The organism is Psychrilyobacter piezotolerans (assembly GCF_003391055.1).
In the GTDB taxonomy this organism is placed as follows: domain Bacteria; phylum Fusobacteriota; class Fusobacteriia; order Fusobacteriales; family Fusobacteriaceae; genus Psychrilyobacter; species Psychrilyobacter piezotolerans.
The window spans coordinates 1-21,891 of record NZ_QUAJ01000015.1; the positions used below are offsets into that span (position 1 = coordinate 1).

A 21,891-nucleotide genomic window follows, 5' to 3' on the forward strand; every position below is an offset into this window, starting at 1 on the left:
TTTGCTATTTTGGTTAAACTTCATGTGGATACCTCCGTAAAATATTAGGGTTTAGTCGTCTTAATTTTACATCGAGGTATCTTTTTTTTTCAACCATTTACTTTTTTATTATACAGGAATGCTCCTTTCTGTTAAATATTTAATCTCTATTACCAAATCAAAGGTAATTAAAAAATAATCATATTCACTACTATACTTAATATGATTATTTATGTATAAATCCTTTTAAAAAAAATTCATTAGGTATAAAAAAAATCCTTGACTTTCAATTTAAAAACTGTTATCATTATTTTGTAATCAATACAAAAATGAAACGAAAATCAAATAAAGGGAGTGAATTAGAATGGCTAAAATGAGATGTACAGTATGTGGGGAAATATTAGATGCAAGTTTTGAGGTCTGTCCAGTATGTAAGGCAGGGAAAGACAAATTCGTAGCTTATGATGAGAATGCTACTGAAGAGTGGGCAACTGAACATAAATTAGGAGAAGGTTTAGCTTGCGGGGATGCAGAGATCATCGAAGGTTTAAAAGCTAACTTTGCAGGAGAATGTACAGAAGTAGGGATGTACTTGGCAATGTCAAGAGTAGCAGACAGAGAGGGATATCCGGAAGTAGCTGAAGCTTACAAGAGAATTGCATTTGAAGAGGCAGAACATGCAGCTAAATTTGCTGAATTGTTAGGAGAAGTGGTAACAGATTCATCGGAAGAAAACTTAAGATTAAGAGTAGCAGCTGAATATGGAGCTACATCTGGTAAATTCGAATTAGCTAAGAGAGCTAAACAATTAGGATTCGATGCAATCCACGATACAGTGCACGAGATGGCTAAAGATGAAGCCAGACACGGAAAAGCATTCAAAGGTTTATTAGAGAGACATTTTGAAGGGAAATAATTAAATTACTATAAAAGAGGTGGAAGATATGAAAAAATATGTTTGTGAAGTATGTGGATATGTTTATGATCCAGAAGTTGGAGATGTAGATAACGGAATTGAAGCTGGTACTAAGTTTGAAGACCTGCCTGAAGACTGGGTTTGCCCGCCATGCAGCATGGGTAAAGATGTATTTGCTGAAGAAAACTAAAATAAAAGACCTCCCGACTGCTATTACAGCTGGGAGGTCTTTTATTTTTATATTATCTTTTTGTTATTGTACCATTTTTAATATCCAAGGTGAAATTTTCACTTGGAAGATCTGTAGAAAATTTTAGCATGATAGAAAAAATGCCATTAAACCTTTTTTTGAAAACATTTGATATACTATTTTCCCCAGAAATTTTATTATCTGCATAAACAAGTTTGATGTCAGTATCTGAAAGAACTTTAGATAGAAGTTTATATTGCTCAATTCTCTCAGGAGAGATCTCTTTTAAAGCCAGGGAATCTGCATTTCTTAGTTTATAAAAATCAGTTATAAGGTCAAATCCACTCCAGTTTTCATAGTCTTCCAAAGATTCATCTTTATTTAATAGATTTTTAGCTTTATCTTCTGCATTCACCCATTCAGGGGTATTTTTAAAATCAATGTTATTCCATTGATCGAGACTTATTTCTGTCTCTAATTGTGAAAGGATAAGCATCTCTTTTCCATTGAGTTTAAAAATCATTTCTTTGATATCTTCAGGCCATTCCTTTGGTAGGAAACGAAGCCTGACTAATTCTTTAATGTGCCACTGATTAAATTCATAATAATTTTTAGAAGTTAAGATATCTTTATTCCAAATATTATCATACCCTATTTTATCTAAATGATCATATTCTGTCTGGTAATGCTCAAATAATTCATCAAATCTAGGAACTTCATCTAACATTATGGTATCCACATCTATTGTATTTTTATCCTTAACAGTAAGAACTTTATAAGCGGGAATATAGGCTGAAAGAGAAGGACTTTGAATGTTAAAAATAAATTCATTGTCAGAATATTTTTTCATTCCAGTATCATTAAAGTGCATATGTCCTGCGACATTTACTTTAATTCCTATTTCAGCTAAAATTTGAGAGGTGGTTTCTTTTGGATTTCTTTTTAATTGAAAATTTCCAATACCAAATATATCCTCAATCTCCTCAGCTGCATCATTATAAAAATCTACTGCCGGAAAATGTCCTGTTGTTATGAGTACCTTATTATTGTCTTCAGCTCTTTTAGCTACATCTTTCATCCAAGTAATTAAATGACTTTTGTGGGTTATTACTGCATTAAATCCAGCATTACCAGATCCATTAAAATTAGAACCATTTTCAGGATTATTATCTACAGGAGTTTCCTTTGGGATATAGACATTGGAATCAACTACTAAAAGCCAGACCCCTTCTGTAGGTTCCAATAAATATGAACCATCTGGAACTAAGTATTCTTTTCCTGCCAGATTCTCTTCGGATCCACGTGGACTTATAGGATAACTTCTTTTAGACAGATTCGATTCCTTTACTGCTTTTTCAAAGGAATAGTTATCTTCATTATAAGTTGAAAAAGGAGTTTCCCAGTAGATCATCTGTTCCTGGGGATAAAGGCCATATTTCCCCACTTCGTTAAAAAGCCCTTCATACCCCATAAACTTAACTTCATCTGAAATAATAGGAGGATTGGATAAATTATCTTTCTTATACATACCATTACTGCTGATTGGTTGTTTTTTTCCGTTGTTTCCTAAATAATCCTTTTTTCCTCCTGGAATTTCAAAAGGTCTTGCTGGATCATGGTTTCCAAAGGTAATTAAAAATTCCATTCCATATTTTTTTGAATAATCATCCAAGATTTTTTTGAATCCTCTTACATTGATAGGCTGGCCATCATCTGAAAAATCCCCCGGGAAAACAACATATTTAATCCCTTTATTTTTAATATCATCCAAAGCTGCGATAAATGCAAAATAATTTTCATTAAATAATCTGGTAGAATTAAGTTGTGACTCCATAGTTCTTATAGTTGCAGATTTCTCAGTAGTTTTACTATAAATCCCTTTAAAACTACCATCTTGAAACTCAGCGTAAACATCATGGAAATGGACATCTGGCATAAATGCGATTTTTACTTCTGAACTTTTTTTATTCACAAGGTTAGGGTCTTTAGTTTTACAACCTACTAAGGTTAAAAATAGGCAAAATAAGATAAAAATTTTTTTCATTGTTAATTTCCTCCATTTTAAGTTTTATGTTTTCAAAACAAGATTTTAATCCCTTTCTAGCTACAGGCAATACATTCATTTATCATTAATTCTACAGATCATTTTCCCTCCTTTTTTCTTTTGATAAATATACAAAATGTATATACCGACAACTTAAAATTAATCCTTTATTTGCTTAAAATTTCCTTTTATTCCTTAAGTGAAATATAAAAATAAAGACCTCCCCACTGTACGACTATTACAGCTGGGAGGTCTTTTATTTTTGACTTTATTATTATTTTAATTTTAGTTGGATAGGAAGTGTTATTTAAAATATAATCTTATCCTATAAAAAAATTTTGCTATCTTATATTTTATAAGGTAGTTTTTCGTTTCTTTGAATTTTTTCCATGACCCGTCCTCTAATCTGGAGGGACCTGCATTGTAGGCCACCAGGACTTTTTTTACGTCACCGTCATACCTGTCCATAAGATAGTGGAGGTAAAGGGTGCCAATTTCAATATTATATACAGGATCCAGTAACATCTTTTTAGAATACGGAAGGTTATGAGATTTTGCCATCCACTCTCCTGTAGAAGGCATGATCTGCATAAGACCGACGGCTCCTTTATGGGAAACTACATGTTCCCTGAAGTTGCTCTCGATCTTAATGACTGAATAGATAACCTCTCTGTCTATCTCGTATTTTTTAGATATTTTATCGATTTCTCCATAATATTTTAAAGGAAAGAATGAAATAACTCCTATTGTCCCTGTAAATATAAGAAAAATTAATATATAGATATAGATTCGTTTCATATTACTCTCCGAAATTAAAATCATTCTGCCTTAAAGATTCATATAAAACAATAGCTGCGGAATTTGAAAGATTCAGCGATCTCCCCATTTTAATCATAGGAATAGTGATACAGGTTTCTTGATTTTTTTCCAGGATTTCAACGGGAACTCCTCTGGATTCAGGACCGAATACAATAAAGTCATTTTCTTTATATGTAACATCTGAATATCTTTGGGTAGTCTTAGTTGTAGCAAAATAAAACTTAGATTCAGGATGAGCAGCCATCAGTTCATCTAAACTATCCCATTCGTGCAGGTCGATATGCTGCCAGTAATCCAAACCCGCTCTCTTGATTTGTTTTTCATCCAGGGAGAATCCAAAGGGTTTGATAAGGTGCAGTGATGTATTTGTAAGGACACAACTCCTACCTATATTTCCTGTGTTGTATGGTATTTCAGGTTCCATTAAAACTATATTCATAAATTTACTCCTCTTTTAGTATTATTTTTGTCCATTTTGAATATTCTGATTTTATGGAAAACTTAAAGCCTAATTTGGTAAAAACCTCTTTGGCTATAGTAAGACCTAAGCCGGTTCCATAAATTTTAGAGGAATAAAAAGGAATGGTAACCTCTTCTATCCTGTGTTTTTGTATCCCAACTCCATTATCTTTTATACTGATCTTGTTTTTATTGTTTGCTGAAAGGGTGATGGTAATAAAACGCTCATTCTTATTATAGTCACAGTTTTCAATGGAATTTTTAAAGAGATGGTAGAAAGCTGTGATGACCTTTTCCCTGTTAAATGTAATCTCCATATCATTCTCTATAATCATATAGGTTTTGATATTGGATTTCTTCAAATGCAGGTTTAACTTTTGAATAACTTCCCTGATAAGAGAGGAAAGGTAAAAAGTAGTTGATTTATTTTTAACATTTTCATCTTCGCTGGAATACTCACCGATATCTTCACAAAGTTTGACAACCTTATCGGATTCTTTGAGAATATAATCTAAATAAAGCTCGATTTTTTTAGGATCGTGTAACTTCTTCTTAGCCAAAGATGCGAAACCAACAATAGAAGAAATAGGAGTTCTTAGTTCGTGGATGATGGAGTTTGCAAAGGAGCCAACAGTTTTTAATCTGATATCTTCTGCCTCAAAATCTTCTAATTCCCGGGTGTGTATATAGAGGGAAAAATTATATTTAAACAACTCTAAAATGTGCATCTCCTGTACACTGAGTTCGTAGGGTGTCTTAGCTTGTCTATCTAAGATAAAACATCCATAATATGTATTTTCGTAGTTTATAGGAATGATGGTAAAATGCTTAAATCTATTTAGCAGCCCGTAATTCTCGTGGAAATCAAGCCCGGTTAGATTTGTTTGTATCTCTGTATTATTCAGTATTTTTTCTATGGGAGTTCCATAAAAATTGATCTCCCTTTCAAGATTAGTCGAGATAAACTCTACTTCATCTTTCTTTAATTTTTTCAGATCAAAATATGAATTCAGGTGTTTCAGATTTCTATTCCATCTGTCGTATTTAAAAAAATATCCTTCCGAGTAGCCCAGATCTAACTTTTCAATTAAATTTAAGAGGATAAAAAATACAACTTTTTCAGTATTTTTCTCCTTATGAATTGTAGAAGCTATAGTTTCTAAGGAATTTAAATAGGAAACCATAGATGAGTTTTCCAAGTTTTTAAACATAAAAATCAATCCTTTTTGTTTAATAGATTTCGATAATCTGATGCACTTATTTTACCGTTTTTAATGCCGGGTATCTTAGAAAGATTAGGCTTAGAGGCCATTATATACCCGCTATTCAAGGAATTTATATGGGTTATGGCAATAGCCAGAGCATCGGCGGCATCATCTGGCTGGGGGATTTTAGAAAGTCCTAAAATTCTTTGAACCATCAATTGAACCTGCTTTTTTTCAGCCCGGCCGTATCCCGTTATTCCCATCTTTATCTGCAGCGGGGTAAATGATACCTGGGGGATATTATTTTTTTCTCCACAGAGGACTATGACACCCCTGGCCTGCCCCACAGAGATAACGGTTTTAGCATTTTTAAAATAAAAAAGATCCTCAACAGCCATGTGGGTAGGAGAATATTTTTTTAATATATCATCTAATTCGTTATAGATGGCAGAAATCCTTTTTTCCATGGGAAGATCTTTGGAGGTGTATATGCAGCCATAATCCACTACCCTATACTTACTTCCAGTATAGTCTATAATTCCAAAACCGACAATTGCCGTTCCGGGATCTATTCCAATTACTCTCATCCTTACTCCTCATATTTATAAATTAGATTATAGAGCTAAAGGCATATTAAAGTGCCTATATTTTTATATTTATTTTTGTATATTAAATCTTATCATAAATTATAATAAAATTCTATAAATATAAAAGGAAGTTTCCATAACAAATAGTATACTGTTGACACAGGTAAAAATACATAAAAGGAGGTAAAAATGAACATTTCGAACTATTTAAAAGAAATAGGACACTACCCCCTCCTGAGTAGAGAAGAAGAAATTGAGATATCTAAACATATATTAGAGGGGGATACGGATGCACAAGATCGATTGATAACAGCTAATTTGAGATTAGTTGTGAGCATAGCTAAAAAATACACTAAATTAGGAGTCCCCATTCAAGATTTGATTCAAGAGGGAAATATAGGATTGATGAAAGCTGTTGAAAAATTTGATTATACCATGGGAAAAAAATTTTCCACCTATGCTACTTTTTGGATAAAACAAAGTATTTTGAGATATATATCCTCCAATAAGGGGGTTATCAGATATCCGGTATATATATATGATAATTTGGCTAAGATAAAAAAATATATGGCAAAATATAAATCAAAATATGGGTGTGAACCCACCCTGGAGGAGATTGCAGTACAAACAGAATTAAAGGTAAAGGATATTAAAAGATATCTGAAATTAAATGATGTGACCTTTAATTCTTTGGATGATTCCTATGGAGAAACCGGGGATCTGCACAGTATGATTGCAGATAAAAATGGTCATATAGAGGAAAACTTAATCCTTGAAAGCGATAAGGAAAAACTATTAAAAACTTTGGACATCTTAGGAGCTAAAGAAAGAGAGATAATAATACATAGGTTTGGTTTGCTGGACAATGAAATTTTAACTTTGGATATACTGGGAAAAAAAATGAATTTGACCAGGGAAAGGATAAGACAGTTACAGATCCGGGCATTGAATAAATTAAAAATATATTTACAATACCATAATTAGGGGTGATTTCTATGAGAAAGATATATATACTGGATACAAATGTACTTATTCATGATCCTAAGGCTATGACAAACTTTGAAGATAATGATGTAGTTTTACCTATCTATGTGATTGAGGAGATAGATAAGTTAAAAAAAGAAAGCGGGAATAGAGGTGCTTCAGCAAGGATAGCAGCCAGGTTTATAGATGATCTTCGGTCCAAGGGATGTCTGGCTAATGGGGTAGAGATGGAAAAGGGGATATTTTTCAGGGTGGAAACCAAGGGTGATACTACAGAGCTGCCGAATTCTTTAAGGAGAGATACGGTAGATAACAGGATCCTGGCAATAGCACTGTATATCAAAAATAAAGATAAGGATAAAAAAGTAGTATTGGTCTCAAAAGATATCAATATGAGAATAAAAGCAGATGCCATGGAAATACCCGTAGAGGACTACAGGAGTGACAAGATGGATCTGGAAGAACTGTATACTGGAAATATGGAGGTAGAAGTAGAGGCAGAACTTATTAAAAAATATGAGAAATCCGGAAGAATTAAATATGCAGAGATTATGCAGGAAGAGCCTCCGGCAAACTGTTTCGTAACTATGAAATACAAGGAGAAAACTCTATTCGGCAGGTACAATGAGAAGACAAAACGGATAGAGAGAATGAGCTATGGAGATGTCAGTGTATGGGGAGTTCGGGGTAGAAATGAGGAACAAAATTTTGCATTGGATCTTTTGATGGATGAAGACATCAAGGTGGTAACCTTAGTTGGAAAAGCAGGAACCGGGAAAACTTTGTTAGCGGTAGCTTCGGGATTGGAATTAGTTGTTGAGAGAAGTAAATACAAGAAATTATTTATAGCGAGACCGATAATTTCAATGGGAAAGGACCTGGGATACCTTCCGGGAAGTGAGAAAGAAAAATTAAGACCCTGGATGCAGCCTATTTTTGATAATATAGATTTTTTAGCTGCTGTCAAGGAAGACAAAGCAGGAGAAAAGGTAATAGCAGGATTAGAAGCTTTGGGATTATTAAAGATAGAAGCACTGTCCTATATAAGGGGTAGGAGTATTCCGGCAGGATTTTTAATCATAGATGAGGCACAGAATTTAACGCCCCACGAGATAAAAACCATAGTTACAAGGGCAGGAGAAGATACAAAGATAGTATTTACAGGTGATCCGTATCAAATAGATAACCCGTATCTCGATACAGAGAGTAACGGACTCACTTATTTAGCTGAAAGGTTTAGAGGTGTGGGTATATCAGGACATATTATATTGAAAAAAGGTGAAAGATCAGAGTTAGCCGAATTGGCAGCTACATTATTATAGCCCCCTAAATCTCCTCCATTATCCATGGAGGAGATTTTTTTTCTGCCATGAATCATATTTTGAAACCACTAATATCGCTAATTGTCACGAATGAAACCTTGTTTAGACATAGATTAAATGATCTCGTATTAAAGACGAAAACTTTAGAACTTTTTTGACCTTAATTTTCAATTTTCAATTTTTATTTATACTTATATTCCCCTTTTGCTATAAATTCACTGGGACCAGTCATATAGACTTCATCTTTGACTTCTATAATCAGGTCGCCTAAAGTCAGATGAACAATAACTTTAGAACTCAGGTATCCAAGGAGTTCTCCCATGACTACACTGGCACATGATCCTGTGCCACAGGCTAAGGTATGCCCTGCCCCTCGTTCCCAGGTATCCACAAGAATCTCATCAACATCTAAAATTTGGACAAAATTTACATTGGTTTTTTGTGGAAAAAGCGGGTGGTTTTCAATGGTTTTTCCAACTTCTACCAGATCGATGTTTTCTAAATTATCTACAAAAATCACAGCATGGGGGACACCCATAAGAAGAGCTGAAACCTTATAAACTTTTCCATCAACGACAATCTCTTCATTAATAAATTTTTCTTTAGAAGTGCTCATAGGAATAGACACGGGGTCTAAAAGTGGTTTTCCCATATCAACTTTTACATTGAACTTCTCATCAGGAGAGATATCAAGACTGAGTAATCCAGCCAGAGTCTCTACCTTGTAGGTAGTTCCGTCTAAAATTTTATTGTTATAGATATAGTTAGAAAAACACCTGATACCATTCCCGCACATAGATACGATACTTCCATCAGAATTAATAAATATCATTTGACACCGATCTTCTTTTTCAACTAAAACCATCATCCCATCGGCACCGATTCCAGTGTGTCTGTCACATACTTTTACAGCCAGATCAGGGAAATTTTCCTCTTTTATATTGTTTGCCATTAAATCTTTATAGTTAAAGATTATAAAATCATTTCCTAAACCATGGTATTTTTCAAATTGTATCATATGACATTCTCCTTTTTTCTTGATAATGTTATCTTATAGTTTAATTATAGTATGAGAGAACATAATATTCAACTAAATAACTGAACTTTCGCGATGGTGCACGCCTTTAAAATTCTGGAGTTTGCCCGCCTCCGGCGGGCAAACAGCTCTCTATTTTCTTTAAAATCAAAAAAATATTAAATTTTATATAAAATTTTTAAAAAAATTAAAACATAACCTCAATATTCACAGGGCTTTAACTAGCGCGAAACAATAGTAAATAATATTTTATATCCATGGCTTAATTTGATCTATATTTTTCCATATAATCTTCTATCTTATCCAGGGCTGTTTTTAAAATTTCTACAGGTTTGGTACAGGAAATTCTGAAATATCCCTCTACCCCAAAGGCTATTCCAGGAACTACAGCCACATGTTTGTTTTCAAGTAAGTCTAAGGCAAAATCCAAAGATGAAGTCAGATTAAAATTACCCAAAGAGCCGAAGATATAAAATGATCCTTTTGGCCGGAGGGTGACTATACCCATAGAGTTTAACCTGTTATATACATACTCACACCTTTTTTTATATTCTTTTGTATAGGAAGACATATCTGAACATTTAGACAGTGCGATGTATCCGCCGTATTCTGAAACTATTGAAGGTGCGGTAATGGTATATTGATGAACCTTTATCAGCTGGTCTTTAAGTTTTTTAGAGGTTAAAATATACCCTAAACGCCAGCCGGTCATAGAATGGGATTTTGAAAACCCGTTGATTAATATTATTTTTTCTTTAAGAAAGTCATATTTTCCTACGGAAATAAAGTCATCATCAAAAACAATCTCGCTGTATATTTCATCGGAGATAATATAGATATCTTTATCCCTTAAGAAGTTCATAATTTCATCTAAGTTTTTTTTAGATAAAATCATTCCCGACGGATTGTTGGGATAATTTAAGATAAGTGCCTTAGTCTTAGGGGTAAGGTGTTTTTTTAAAGTCTCCACTGTAAGCTGTAATTCATCGGTCGTGGTATCGATAAATACTGATACCCCCCCATTCAAATCTATATTGGGAAGGTATCCGGGGTAAAAAGGCAGGGGAATCAGGACTTCATCCCCTTCATTTAAGATAGCTCTCAGAGTGGTAGAGATAGCCTCAGTAGCACCTGCTGTGACAATAACCTCATCTATTTTGTAGGATGAACCATATTTAGTATTATAAAAATTTACTATCTCTTCCCTTATTTCCAGAGACCCTCCTAACATAGGGTATCCCATCCTATTATTTTTCATATAAAGGGTAGTTTCTTCTACTATTTCACAGGGGATAGGCAGATCAGGTTCTCCAACAGTGAGGTTGATAACGTCTTTATATTCCCTGCTCTTTATAGATATTTGCCTGATAAGGGAGATCTCTTTATTTATTACTTTAGGATTTATATTCATGCTGACCTCCAATTAATCTTTAACATTACTTTATAACTCTTAAATCTTCCATAATTTCAGTCTTGCCAGCAGTCTTTTCATCCTTATCTTTGATTATTCTGGCCGGGTTTCCAGCTACCACAACACCAGCAGGTACGTTTTTTATAACGATAGCTCCGGCAGCCACAACAGCTCCCTTACCGACCCTGACACCTTCCAGGATTACTGCATTAGCACCTATAACCACATCATCTTCTATGACAACAGGATCAGCACTAGGCGGTTCGATTACACCAGCCAAAACAGCCCCTGCACCGATATGACAATTTTTACCTACAGTGGCTCTGCCTCCCATGACTACATTTAAATCTATCATGGTACCGGAACCTATTTTAGAGCCGATATTTATAACAGCCCCCATCATGATAACAGCATTGTCTCCAATCTCTACCATATCTCTGATGATAGCTCCAGGTTCGATTCTGGCGTGGATATTTTTGGTATCCAACATTGGAATGGCTGAGTTTCTCCGGTCACTCTCTATATGGGAATCGGAGATTAAATGTGCGTTGGCGGTTAAAATTTCATTGACTTCGTCCCACTCTCCAAAGATTGTCTTACTGTTTTTGCATCCAAAGACTTTGCAGTTTAAGAAATCTATCCCTTCTAAATCTCCGTTAAGATAGACTTTCACAGGGGTTGATTTGGTAGAATTTTTAATATATTGAATTATTTCATGGGCGTTATTTAATTTAGTCATAAGATGTTCTCCTTTTAAAATATATTTTTTATAGTCTATGAACTGTCACGTTGCTTTTTAGTTGAAAATATCCTTCATTGTGTAGAATCCTGGATTTTGATTATAAAGCCAGGTTGCTCCCTTGAGGGCTCCATTAACAAAGATCATCTTAGAATGGGCCTCATGCTTTATCTCTATCACTTCATCCTCCCCGGCAAAGATCACGGAGTGTTCCCCCACTATACTTCCCCCACGGACTACATGGACTCCGATCTCCTCCTTCTTTCTTGGAGCAATTCCTTCCCGGCCGTAAATTAATTCCCTTTTAGAACTTAGGGTATTATTTATTTTTGTAAGGAGTGATTGTGCTGTCCCGCTGGGGGCATCGATTTTTTTATTGTGATGTTTTTCAATCAATTCAATATCCCAGTCTTCCAATGAAGAAACCAGGGTCTCTAATAATTCTGTAATCAGATTTATTCCAAGGGAGGTATTGGTTGCCTTGAGTATAGGAACCACCTGGGATGCCTTCTTTATTTTTTCCAGTTCTTCCCCGCTGTGTCCTGTGGTAGCAATCAGTGTGGGAATGTTATGAGCTGTGATCCATGGAAGAATTTTTTCCGAGTTGCTGTAATGGGAAAAATCTATCAGAACATCGGGAACAACAGAAAGATTTTCTAAAGTTTCTACGATCCTGTGGTCTTTTCCCGATGAAAAAGCATCGATTATCCCGGTTAAATTTAAGTTTTTGCTTTTATCGATGGTGTCACAGAGAAGCTTACCCATCTGTCCCCATCCGTATACTGCTATATTCAAAATACTGCCTCCTTTTAGATTAGATTTAATTTTCCCATCTCTATTTTTAAAAGCTCAAGAGATTCGGAACTCATTTCCCATAGGGGCTGCCTTACTCCTCCAACCTTTAAATTCATGAGATTCATAGCAGACTTCACAGGTATTGGGTTGGTCTCTATAAACAAAGAATTTACAAAAGCATTCAGAGAAAGCTGTAAATCTCTAGATTTAGTAAGATCTCCCTCCAGGTAAGACATCACAAGGTTATGAGTTTCCAGAGGCATGACATTTGCCAGGACAGAGATAACCCCTACACCTCCCAGGGAAAGAACAGGAACTATGATGTCGTCATTACCTGAGTAGATAGAAAAATCATTTTCACAGACTCTGGCTATCTCAGCTAAGTAGGAGATATCTCCGCTGGCTTCCTTGATCCCGACTATATTTTTATGGGCGCTCAATTCAACAACTACATCAACGGGAATATTCATTCCGGTTCTTCCTGGAACATTGTATAAGATAATAGGGATATTTACCCTGTCAGCAATGGCTGTATAATGATTGATCAATCCCTGTCTGTTGGTTTTATTGTAATAGGGAGTCACGATGAGGAGACCATCGGCTCCGGCTCTTTCACATTCAAGGCCTAATTTGATTCCGTGCCGGGTATCGTTGCTGCCGCTTCCTGCTATTACAGGAATCCTTCCCCTGACTATCTCAACACTTCTTCCGACTAATTCTATATGTTCTTCATCTGTAAGGGTAGATGCTTCACCGGTGGTGCCTGCTATTATCAGGGCATCGGTTTTATTTTCTATATGCCACTCTATGAGTTCTTCTAATTTAGTGTAATTGATACTCATATCCTCGTTGAAGGGAGTGATAAGAGCTACCCCGGATCCTTTAAAAATTCCCATAATTCCTCCTGTTTAAAAAATATTATTTTTTTATCAATAATTCAGCGATTTGCACGGTATTTGTGGCAGCTCCTTTTCTGATGTTATCGGCTACTACCCATAGATTTATTCCATTTTTCACACTGTAGTCCCTTCTGATTCTGCCTACAAATACTTCATCAAACCCGCTGGCATTTATAGGCATTGGATAGATATTGTTTTTTACATCATCCTGCAGGACAATACCTTCTTTATTTTTAAGTGCTTCTTTTAACTCACTTAGATCGAACTCTTTTTCAAACTCTAAGTTAACCGATACAGAATGACCGTTTTCCACGGGAACTCTGACACAGGTAGAAGTAATTGCCAACTCCGGTTTATTTAAAATTTTTCTGGTTTCATCGATCATCTTCAACTCTTCCTTAGTGTATCCGCTTTCTGTAAAGTCATCTATATGGGGAAGGCAGTTGAAGGCTATGGGGTAGGGGTAATTTGAAGGTTCTTTTCCTTCTATCCCATTTTTTAGATCTTCAACTCCGGCTACTCCGGATCCGGATACAGCCTGATAGGTAGAATAGATAACTCTTTTTATCCCATAGAGATCATCCAATACCTTTAGAGGAACCGCCACCTGGATGGTGGAACAATTAGGGTTAGCGATGAGTAAATTATCCTTTATTGCTTCCGGATTCACTTCCGGTACCACTAAGGGAACAGCCGGATCCATCCTCCATGCACTGCTGTTATCTATAACTGTAATCCCACAAGAAACAGCCACGGGAGCCATTTCTCTGCTCAGATCCCCTCCGGCAGAAAATAAAGCTATGTCTATCTTCTTAGAAAAAGATTCTGGTTTAAGTTCCTCTACTATATATGTTTTATTTTTAAAATTAATTTTTGTTCCACAGGATCTGGATGAGGCTAAAAGGTAGAGGTTATCTATGGGAAAATTTCTTTCCTCCAATACCTTGAGAAAGGTTCTTCCGACCATTCCGGTAGCTCCTACAATGGCAATGTTATATTTTTTCATGATCTCCTCCTAAATTGGTGTTTTTATAAATCAAATTCTCTGGCTAACATCTCAGTGGCAGTCTTTTTATGATCCTTAGAGATTGTACATGAAATACTGATCTCAGAAGTAGTTATATGATAAAAAGGAATTTTATTTTCAGCCAGAGTATTAAACACCTTGGCTGCCACACCGGAATGACTTACCATTCCAATTCCAACCAATGAAATCATGATTAAGTCAGATTTTATTTCTATGGAAATTTCCTCGAATTTATTTTTTAATTCCTCGATGGCTTTCTTTAAAAGTGATTCTTCCCTTTTAAAACAGCTAAAGGAAAGATCTAAGGTTCCTGCAGTAGTAATGTTTTGGCTGATCATATCGATATTTAACTCAAATTTACCCAAGGTGTTAAAAATACCTGCTACCAAGCTCTCTGAATAGGGAAGGTGCTGGATATTTACCATAAAAATATCCTCATTTAAGGTGATACCGGTAATGGGTTTATCCTCCATAATCTCATCTTGATTTAATATAAGGGTACCGTCATGATCCCTCAAACTTTCTCCCACATAGATGGGAACGTTATATTTTTTTCCCAGCTCTACAGCCCTTGTTTCCATGATACCGGCTCCTAAATTTGCCATCTCCATCATCTCCTCGTATGATATATATTTTATTTTTTTTGCATCGGAATATACTCTGGGATCGATGCTGTAAATTCCATCCACATCGGTGTAAATTTCACACCGTGCACCTAAACTGGCAGCCAGGGCTACAGCACTGGTATCCGATCCTCCTCTGCCCAGGGTAGTGATATCCCCTTTTTGGTTCATCCCCTGAAATCCGGCCACAATGACTACTTTTCCGCGATTCAAATGGGAAATTATTATTTTAGGATCGACACTCTTAATCCTGCTTTTAGTGTGATGACCTATGGTGGTTATTCCTGCCTGGGATCCTGTAAGAGAGATGGATTTTTTCCCCAACTCATTTAAGGCCATGGATAACAGGGCAACAGTTTGCTGCTCACCGGTAGCCATAAGGCTGTCCAATTCCCTTATATTTGGTGTTTCAGAAATTTTTTTAGCCATCTCAATCAGTTTATTGGTGGTTTTCCCCATGGCAGAGGCAACTACAACAATCTGCTCCCCTGCATCACTTAATTTTGAGATGTGGGAGGCTATATTTTTTATCTTATCTAAGTCAGCCAGTGAACTTCCTCCATATTTGTGTACAACGATCATATTTTATTTCCTCCTAAAAAAAAACTCTCCAGTAGTGGGAACTACTGAAGAGTAAAAATTACATCCATATCAAAAAACAAGATAAAAGATTAATCTATGACTTCAAATAGCACCCCATTACCTGATTATGATAATGACAGTTATATGGATCTTATCCATATCCCCAGCATAAATTCTTGCAAAATCCACACTTCGGCAATTACACCTTTCAAAACAGATCCTAAAATGCCTTCTCCCTGTTTTTACTATTTGTACTCGCAACCTCTATTTTTATTATTTGAAGTAAGTATATACTAAATGCAAAACAAAATAAAATATAGATAATGTATATGTTATGTATACTATATATATATTAAATTTTTAAATACATGTAGTATATGTATAACATAAATAATATATATTTTTAAATAACAAAAAAATGAGGTTTACTCTTATTTAAGAGTAAAATATTAAAAAATAATATAAATAATTTGTTTTTAAGGAGGAAGAGTGGAAAAAATAACAGAAAATATGAAGAAATACAGGAGAAATTTGCATGAAATCCCGGAATTGGGATATATGGAAAAAAAGACCCAAACTTACCTGCTCCAAGAGATAAAAAAGATGGGGTATGAGCCCGAGATAATTTGCGGAACCGGAATCTATGTCTATCTGGATGGAAATTCCAAGGAAACCTATGGGTTCAGGACGGATATGGATGCTTTAACTATTTTAGAAGAAACGGGAGTTTCTTATGAGTCTAAACACACGGGACTCATGCATGCCTGCGGGCATGACGGTCATATGGCAACCCTATTGGGGTTTATGGATTATTTAAGGGGGAAAAAATTAAAGAAAAATATCTTAATAATTTTTCAGCCTGCCGAGGAAGGACCGGGAGGAGCCAAAGATATTGTAACTAGTGGAATTTTAGAAAAATATAATGTTGTGGGGATCTTCGGACTTCATCTCTTTCCTAAGCTGGAGGAAGGAATAATCGGCTGCAGAGCAGGGGGATTTATGGCCAAGGCAGCCGAGATCAATATAGTTATCAGAGGAAAGAGCGGTCATGGGGGACAGCCTCATTTGGGAGTGGATTCCATCCAGGCAGCCGGGAAGATGCTGGAAGGGTTTAATCTGATTACCTCAAAATTTATAGCTCCCTTTGATCCCAGTATAATAGCCATAGGGAAAATAGAGGGGGGAACCATAAGGAATATCATTCCGGAAGTTACCCGGATGGAGGGGACTATCAGGGCTTTTTCTACAGAGACCTTTAATTTTATCGTAAATAAAATAAGGGATATAGCCCGTGGGATGGAACTCAGTTATGGGGTAGAAATAGAGATAGATCTGGCCGAAGGATATCCCCCTGTCATAAATGACAGGGAATATTATGATGTTCTGGAAGACGTTGTCAGAGGGGAAGAAAAGCTGAAATTTCAAGAGATAGATCCGGAGATGCTGGCAGAGGATTTCGGATTTTATCAGGAGGTAAGCAGGGGACTTTTTTTCTTTGTGGGAACCAAAAATGAGGACCTTGGTTATGTAGAATCCCTGCATAATTCCAAATTTAATTTTGACGAGAAAGTATTGGAAAACGGGCTCAGGGTATACAGGGGTATCTGTAAGAAATTAGGGATCTTGGATTAAAAAAATTACTATTAAAATAAAAAAAGCTGAGACGAGTCTCAGCTTTTTATTTTAATTATACATCTCTGCAAGTCTGGCTTCTACACCTTCGTCTTTGATATATTCATCAAATTCCATCAACTTATCGACGATTCCGTTAGGAGTTATCTCGATAATTCTATTGGATACAGTCTGGATGAACTCATGGTCATGAGCAGCAAATATGATAGTTCCATTAAATTTGATCAACGCTTTATTGAGTGAAGTGATAGATTCAAGATCTAAATGGTCTGTAGGGTTGTCGAATAAGTAAACGTTAGCTCCTGTCATCATTGTTTTAGATAACATACATCTTACTTTTTCCCCTCCAGAAAGAACACTAGGTTTCTTCTGAGAATCTTCACCGGCAAATAACATTCTTCCTAAGAATCCTCTGATGAAACTCTCATGGGGATCAGGTGAGTATGGTCTTAACCAGTCGATAAGGTCGGTTCCACTGTCTGCTTTAAAGTATTCCGAGTTATCTCTAGGCATATAACCTAGAGAAGTTGTTACTCCCCAAGTGATGCTACCTGAATCAGGTTCTATCTCTCCAGCCAGGATCTTGATAAGTGTTGTTTTAACGATATCGTTTTTAGCTAAGAGTACTACCTTATCTCCGGTGTTGACAGTAAATGAGATATTGTCTAATACCTTTACCCCGTCGATAGTTTTAGTTACATTTTCAATCTTTAACATGTTGTTCCCGGCATCTCTTTCAGATTTGAATTCGATGAATGGATATTTTCTGTTTGAAACCTGCATATCTTCAAACTTTAAGTTGTCCAGCATCTTTTTTCTTGCTGTTGCCTGGTTTGACTTTGAAGCATTGGCACTGAACCTGGCGATGAAGGTCTGTAATTCTTCTCTTTTTTGCTCTAATTTTTTATTTTTATTTCTCATTAATTCTAATACAACCTGACTTGATTCGTACCAGAAATCATAGTTTCCTACGAACATCTTAACTTTACCGTAGTCGATATCAGCAATATGAGTACATACCTTATTTAAGAAATGTCTGTCATGTGATACTACGATAACAGTGGCGTCAAAGTTTAATAGGAAATTCTCCAACCAGTTGATAGCATGGATATCCAGACCATTTGTAGGTTCGTCTAATAGAAGTACATCTGGTTCACCAAATAACGCCTGTGCTAAAAGGATCTTAACCCTTTGAGGTTCTGTAAGTTCATTCATCACTCTATAGTGAATTGAAGGATCTACTCCTAATCCTGTAAGTAATTTTTCAGCATTAGTTTCAGCAGACCAACCGTCTAATTCCTCTATTCTATCAGTTAAATCTCCAGCTCTCGCATAGTCTTCATCTGTAGCATCAGGTTTTGCATAAAGGTCCTCTTGTTCTTTTCTTATAGCATATAGTTCTTTATGTCCCATCATTACTACATTTAAAGCTACTTCATCAGCATGAGCGAAATGGTCTTGTTGTAGGAAAGATAATCTTTCTCTATGACCTAAGATAACCTCTCCCTCACTAGCATCGATTTGACCAGCCAGGATCTTTAAGAATGTAGATTTTCCGGCACCGTTAGCTCCAATAAGTCCGTAACAGTTACCAGGTGTAAACTTGATGTTTACATCATCGAATAATTTTTTTCCAGGGAACATAAGCCCTAAACCACTAGTTGATATCATTTGTTAACCTCCAAAATTTTATAAGCTCAACAGATAATTATGGTTAAATATCTGTATCCAGTTATAAAAAATAATTTTTTTATTCGTAACATTATATCATATTTTTCAAGTATTTAGTATATACTATTAGTAGTAAGTCTATTTGTGTAATTTGCGACAAAAGGCTGAAAACTGGGCTACCAATAAACACCAATAAAAAATCTAAGAAAATAATATTTCTGCGAAATAACTATAAAAGTTTTATGTAACTGAGTAGAAGAATTAAAAAATTAAAAATTAGAGTTAAATCCATAGAAATAGGAGTGATGATATATGTTAGCAGCATTTATAATGGCAGGAGGATCTGGGGAAAGATTTTGGCCCCTGTCAACTAAGGAAAGACCTAAACAGTTGTTGAAATTAATAGATGAAGATAGAAGTTTAATCAGGATGACAGTAGACCGTATACTGCCAATCATACCAGCAGATAAAATATTTATAGGGACAAATGCTGTCCAGGCAGAAGCTATCAGGATGGAGCTGCCGGATCTGCCATATGAAAATATAATTGTGGAACCGGCATTCAAGGATACCGCTGCAGCTATTGGATACGGAGCAGTTAAGATAAAGGAAAAATTAAAGGATGAAAAGATTACCATGGTGGTCCTGGCTTCCGATCATATAATAAAAAATGAGGATAACTTCAGAAAAAGAATATTAGGAGCCGGTGAGGTAGCGGAGGAAACAAATTCCATCATCACATTGGGAATAAAGCCCAATAAACCCGAAACGGGGTATGGATATATAGAGGTAAAAGAGGCGTACATAGGGGAGCCCAGTAAGGTAATAAGATTTTGGGAAAAACCAAATCTAGAGAGGGCAGAGGAGTATGTTGAAGCCGGAAACTACCTTTGGAACAGCGGGATGTTTGTCATGGGAATCGATATGATTATGGGGTCCTTTGAAAAATATATGCCGAAGCATTCGAAAATTTTTAATGCAATAGCGAAATTAAAGGAGAAAAATTTAGAAGGGGAAGCTGAATCAGAGGAGCTTAAAACTTTATTTGAGAAGTTTCAAAAGATATCTATCGACTTCGGGATTATGGAAAAAGCTAAGAATATCAAAGTGATCCCTGTGGATTTCGGGTGGAACGACGTGGGAAGCTACCCTGCCCTGGATGAGGTGCTGGAACACAATGAAAACGGGACTGTGAACAGAGCCAACGAACTCATTGAGATCGGGAGTAAGAATAATATAATAATAGGGACGAAAAAAATAGTAGCTACAATAGGACTGGAAGACCTGGTGGTAGTAGAAACTAAAGATGCCCTCCTGGTGTGTAAAAAAGAGAGAGCCCAGGATATAAAGAAGGTGTTGAAGGAGATAGCGGAGAGGGAGAAGGTTAATTAACTCCTCCTTCTTATGGAGGTCGAGACCTCTTCCCTTTTACGGTTTCACGGGGTTACGAGTATTAGAAAATTCTTATAGTAAAAAAGAATTTTTTAAATGTAACATTAGGAGAAACCAAAGTATAGAAGAATGTTTTTACCACAAATTTTCACTAATGATACAAATTTTATTATTAAAATATTAAATGTTTAAGGTTTTAAATTGATATTATAAAAATTATGTAAATGGAATATGAAAATAAAATTTATAAAAATATTCGACGACTTACTAAAAAGATTGCTTCGATTCGATTTTTTATAATTTTTTAGATTATGAAATAATAATTTTTATATAATCTTGAACTTTGGTTACTTTTTTTCAAGAGAAAGTAACAGAAAGATTTATTAAAATTAAGTGTAGATGAGTATATCATATAAAAAAAAGAAAGTTCTAAAGATTCCATCTTTAATACGGGTTCATTTCTTTTTATGAGAAAAAGAAACGAACCAAAGAAAAGCTCACACTTTCTAAAAAATGTTTATTTGAGTAAGTCAGAGGTTATTTTAGTCTTTTTCCAGCTACCGTCCTCGTTACACTGCGGAACCTAACTTGTATGACGACTTAGTAGGATGATTTCTGTGTAGTTGGAAAACATTTAGAAAGTGGGGCAGGGAAAAGAAAGAATAATCTATATAAAAAATATTATGACTACAAGTTCATCAACAGGGGGATAAAGAATGAGTGAAAAAAATATAATAGATAAAACTGAGATGCCTGTCACAAAAAAATCTATATCTGAAGATTTGAAGAATTTGGGGATAGAAAAAGGTGATATATTATTAGTTCATTCTTCTCTCTCTAGTTTAGGATGGATATGCGGAGGGGCACAAACTGTAATAATGTCTCTGCTAGATGCCGTAGGAGAAGAAGGAAGCGTGGTAATGCCAACTCACAGTGGAGATTGGAGTGATCCTGTTGAATGGGGAAACCCGTCTGTACCTGAAAAATGGCATAAAATAATCTATGATAATATGCCGGCTTATGATCCCGATCTCACTCCTACAAGGGGAATGGGAGGGATTCCGGAACTATTTAGGACTTTTCCTAATGTTATACGGTCAAGTCATCCCCAAGGGTCATTTTGTGCCAGTGGAAAATTTAAGGAAAAGATTGCAGGAAATCATCCACTGACTCCTCAATTTGGAATGGGATCACCCTTAGGAGCCCTATATAATTTAGATAAAACCAAGGTTTTATTGCTGGGAGTGGGTTATGATTCCTGCACCAGCTTTCATCTGGGAGAAACTCTTATAGGAAATAAAGTAAATATAAGTAGAACGGGATCAGCAATTTATGAAAAAGGTAAAAGAACCTGGAAATGGTTTGAGGATTATGAATATAATTCAGATGATTTTTCGAAACTTGGGAAAGCATTTGAAGGTAGGCATAAAGTAACAAAAAAAACTGTAGGAAATGCAGAATGCAGGTTATTTTCTTTAAGGGAAGCAGTGGATTTTTCTAAAGAATGGCTGTTAAAAAATAGGTAAGGAAACAGAATAACCTAAGTTACTGCTTGTAAAAAAGACCTAAGGATTCCATC

20 protein-coding genes and 1 riboswitch are annotated in these 21,891 nt (G+C 35.5%); of the genes, 7 read left to right on the top strand and 13 right to left on the bottom strand.

Annotated features, from left to right (window positions below):
• Positions 1–343: 343 nt before the first annotated feature.
• Positions 344–895: a ferritin family protein gene (locus DYH56_RS09170; RefSeq protein WP_114642567.1), complete on the top strand. Its 552-nt coding sequence runs from the start codon at positions 344–346 to the stop codon at positions 893–895.
• Positions 896–923: 28 nt separating this feature from the next.
• Positions 924–1,085: a rubredoxin gene (gene rd / locus DYH56_RS09175; RefSeq protein WP_114642568.1), complete on the top strand. Its 162-nt coding sequence runs from the start codon at positions 924–926 to the stop codon at positions 1,083–1,085.
• 52 nt (positions 1,086–1,137) lie between these two features.
• On the opposite strand, the gene DYH56_RS09180 is transcribed toward rd, so the two are convergent.
• The 5 genes from DYH56_RS09180 to ruvC form a co-directional block, all read right to left on the bottom strand.
• Positions 1,138–3,129: a metallophosphoesterase family protein gene (locus DYH56_RS09180; protein WP_114642569.1), complete on the bottom strand. Its 1,992-nt coding sequence runs from the start codon at positions 3,127–3,129 to the stop codon at positions 1,138–1,140.
• A 303-nt stretch (positions 3,130–3,432) separates the two neighbouring features.
• Positions 3,433–3,927 carry a lytic transglycosylase domain-containing protein gene (locus tag DYH56_RS09185; protein ID WP_158539107.1) on the bottom strand — a complete coding sequence of 165 codons (495 nt, stop codon included), beginning with the start codon at positions 3,925–3,927 and terminating at the stop codon, positions 3,433–3,435.
• A 1-nt stretch (position 3,928) separates the two neighbouring features.
• Positions 3,929–4,387: a tRNA (cytidine(34)-2'-O)-methyltransferase gene (locus tag DYH56_RS09190; RefSeq protein ID WP_114642571.1), complete on the bottom strand. Its 459-nt coding sequence runs from the start codon at positions 4,385–4,387 to the stop codon at positions 3,929–3,931.
• A gap of 4 nt (positions 4,388–4,391) precedes the next feature.
• Positions 4,392–5,618 carry a sensor histidine kinase gene (locus DYH56_RS09195; protein ID WP_114642572.1) on the bottom strand — a complete coding sequence of 409 codons (1,227 nt, stop codon included), beginning with the start codon at positions 5,616–5,618 and terminating at the stop codon, positions 4,392–4,394.
• Positions 5,619–5,623: 5 nt separating this feature from the next.
• Positions 5,624–6,199 (bottom strand): crossover junction endodeoxyribonuclease RuvC, encoded by a 576-nt coding sequence (gene ruvC / locus DYH56_RS09200; RefSeq protein WP_114642573.1) that lies wholly within the window; start codon positions 6,197–6,199, stop codon positions 5,624–5,626.
• Positions 6,200–6,388: 189 nt separating this feature from the next.
• Between ruvC and DYH56_RS09205 the strand changes: the two genes are divergently transcribed.
• Both DYH56_RS09205 and DYH56_RS09210 read left to right on the top strand, forming a co-directional pair.
• On the top strand, positions 6,389–7,183 hold the full coding sequence (locus DYH56_RS09205) for a sigma-70 family RNA polymerase sigma factor (protein ID WP_114642574.1): 795 nt from the start codon (positions 6,389–6,391) through the stop codon (positions 7,181–7,183).
• An 11-nt stretch (positions 7,184–7,194) separates the two neighbouring features.
• A complete protein-coding gene (locus DYH56_RS09210) occupies positions 7,195–8,505 on the top strand; it encodes a PhoH family protein (RefSeq protein WP_114642575.1) in 1,311 nt (436 codons plus the stop codon).
• Positions 8,506–8,686: 181 nt separating this feature from the next.
• On the opposite strand, the gene dapF is transcribed toward DYH56_RS09210, so the two are convergent.
• The 7 genes from dapF to DYH56_RS09245 all read right to left on the bottom strand — a co-directional run bounded on the left by dapF (position 8,687) and on the right by DYH56_RS09245 (position 15,617).
• Entirely contained in the window at positions 8,687–9,523 is an 837-nt protein-coding gene (dapF, locus tag DYH56_RS09215) for a diaminopimelate epimerase (protein WP_199533007.1), read from the bottom strand.
• A gap of 280 nt (positions 9,524–9,803) precedes the next feature.
• A complete protein-coding gene (locus tag DYH56_RS09220) occupies positions 9,804–10,952 on the bottom strand; it encodes a pyridoxal phosphate-dependent aminotransferase (protein WP_114642576.1) in 1,149 nt (382 codons plus the stop codon).
• 25 nt (positions 10,953–10,977) lie between these two features.
• A complete protein-coding gene (gene dapD, locus DYH56_RS09225) occupies positions 10,978–11,691 on the bottom strand; it encodes a 2,3,4,5-tetrahydropyridine-2,6-dicarboxylate N-acetyltransferase (protein WP_114642577.1) in 714 nt (237 codons plus the stop codon).
• A gap of 57 nt (positions 11,692–11,748) precedes the next feature.
• The gene (dapB, locus tag DYH56_RS09230) at positions 11,749–12,486 is read right to left on the bottom strand and encodes a 4-hydroxy-tetrahydrodipicolinate reductase (RefSeq protein ID WP_114642578.1); all 738 of its coding nucleotides are present in this window, start codon (positions 12,484–12,486) and stop codon (positions 11,749–11,751) included.
• Between the two features lie 14 nt (positions 12,487–12,500).
• Positions 12,501–13,382: a 4-hydroxy-tetrahydrodipicolinate synthase gene (gene dapA, locus DYH56_RS09235; RefSeq protein WP_114642579.1), complete on the bottom strand. Its 882-nt coding sequence runs from the start codon at positions 13,380–13,382 to the stop codon at positions 12,501–12,503.
• 22 nt (positions 13,383–13,404) lie between these two features.
• On the bottom strand, positions 13,405–14,391 hold the full coding sequence (locus tag DYH56_RS09240) for an aspartate-semialdehyde dehydrogenase (protein WP_114642580.1): 987 nt from the start codon (positions 14,389–14,391) through the stop codon (positions 13,405–13,407).
• Positions 14,392–14,414: 23 nt separating this feature from the next.
• Positions 14,415–15,617 carry an aspartate kinase gene (locus tag DYH56_RS09245; protein ID WP_114642581.1) on the bottom strand — a complete coding sequence of 401 codons (1,203 nt, stop codon included), beginning with the start codon at positions 15,615–15,617 and terminating at the stop codon, positions 14,415–14,417.
• Between the two features lie 99 nt (positions 15,618–15,716).
• Positions 15,717–15,892: riboswitch (Lysine riboswitch) on the bottom strand.
• A 214-nt stretch (positions 15,893–16,106) separates the two neighbouring features.
• On the opposite strand from DYH56_RS09245, the gene DYH56_RS09250 reads away from it, so the two are divergent.
• The gene (locus tag DYH56_RS09250; RefSeq protein WP_114642582.1) at positions 16,107–17,249 is read left to right on the top strand and encodes a M20 metallopeptidase family protein; all 1,143 of its coding nucleotides are present in this window, start codon (positions 16,107–16,109) and stop codon (positions 17,247–17,249) included.
• Between the two features lie 51 nt (positions 17,250–17,300).
• Here DYH56_RS09250 and DYH56_RS09255 read toward each other — a convergent pair whose 3' ends face one another.
• On the bottom strand, positions 17,301–18,920 hold the full coding sequence (locus tag DYH56_RS09255; RefSeq protein ID WP_114642583.1) for an ABC-F family ATP-binding cassette domain-containing protein: 1,620 nt from the start codon (positions 18,918–18,920) through the stop codon (positions 17,301–17,303).
• Positions 18,921–19,232: 312 nt separating this feature from the next.
• Between DYH56_RS09255 and DYH56_RS09260 the strand changes: the two genes are divergently transcribed.
• Entirely contained in the window at positions 19,233–20,312 is a 1,080-nt protein-coding gene (locus tag DYH56_RS09260; RefSeq protein ID WP_114642584.1) for a mannose-1-phosphate guanylyltransferase, read from the top strand.
• Between the two features lie 716 nt (positions 20,313–21,028).
• Positions 21,029–21,838, top strand: coding sequence for an AAC(3) family N-acetyltransferase (locus tag DYH56_RS09265; RefSeq protein WP_114642585.1), 810 nt, complete (start codon positions 21,029–21,031; stop codon positions 21,836–21,838).
• The last annotated feature ends 53 nt before the right edge of the window (positions 21,839–21,891 follow it).

Coding starts and splice junctions, on each gene's coding strand:
- DYH56_RS09195 (WP_114642572.1), bottom strand. CDS start 5,618: ATGTTTAAAAACTTGGAAAACTCATCTATGGTTTCCTATTTAAATTCC.
- rd (WP_114642568.1), top strand. CDS start 924: ATGAAAAAATATGTTTGTGAAGTATGTGGATATGTTTATGATCCAGAA.
- DYH56_RS09185 (WP_158539107.1), bottom strand. CDS start 3,927: ATGAAACGAATCTATATCTATATATTAATTTTTCTTATATTTACAGGG.
- DYH56_RS09260 (WP_114642584.1), top strand. CDS start 19,233: ATGTTAGCAGCATTTATAATGGCAGGAGGATCTGGGGAAAGATTTTGG.
- DYH56_RS09170 (WP_114642567.1), top strand. CDS start 344: ATGGCTAAAATGAGATGTACAGTATGTGGGGAAATATTAGATGCAAGT.
- dapD (WP_114642577.1), bottom strand. CDS start 11,691: ATGACTAAATTAAATAACGCCCATGAAATAATTCAATATATTAAAAAT.
- DYH56_RS09240 (WP_114642580.1), bottom strand. CDS start 14,391: ATGAAAAAATATAACATTGCCATTGTAGGAGCTACCGGAATGGTCGGA.
- DYH56_RS09190 (WP_114642571.1), bottom strand. CDS start 4,387: ATGAATATAGTTTTAATGGAACCTGAAATACCATACAACACAGGAAAT.
- DYH56_RS09245 (WP_114642581.1), bottom strand. CDS start 15,617: ATGATCGTTGTACACAAATATGGAGGAAGTTCACTGGCTGACTTAGAT.
- DYH56_RS09265 (WP_114642585.1), top strand. CDS start 21,029: ATGAGTGAAAAAAATATAATAGATAAAACTGAGATGCCTGTCACAAAA.
- DYH56_RS09210 (WP_114642575.1), top strand. CDS start 7,195: ATGAGAAAGATATATATACTGGATACAAATGTACTTATTCATGATCCT.
- DYH56_RS09205 (WP_114642574.1), top strand. CDS start 6,389: ATGAACATTTCGAACTATTTAAAAGAAATAGGACACTACCCCCTCCTG.
- dapF (WP_199533007.1), bottom strand. CDS start 9,523: ATGATACAATTTGAAAAATACCATGGTTTAGGAAATGATTTTATAATC.
- ruvC (WP_114642573.1), bottom strand. CDS start 6,199: ATGAGAGTAATTGGAATAGATCCCGGAACGGCAATTGTCGGTTTTGGA.
- DYH56_RS09255 (WP_114642583.1), bottom strand. CDS start 18,920: ATGATATCAACTAGTGGTTTAGGGCTTATGTTCCCTGGAAAAAAATTA.
- dapA (WP_114642579.1), bottom strand. CDS start 13,382: ATGGGAATTTTTAAAGGATCCGGGGTAGCTCTTATCACTCCCTTCAAC.
- DYH56_RS09220 (WP_114642576.1), bottom strand. CDS start 10,952: ATGAATATAAATCCTAAAGTAATAAATAAAGAGATCTCCCTTATCAGG.
- DYH56_RS09180 (WP_114642569.1), bottom strand. CDS start 3,129: ATGAAAAAAATTTTTATCTTATTTTGCCTATTTTTAACCTTAGTAGGT.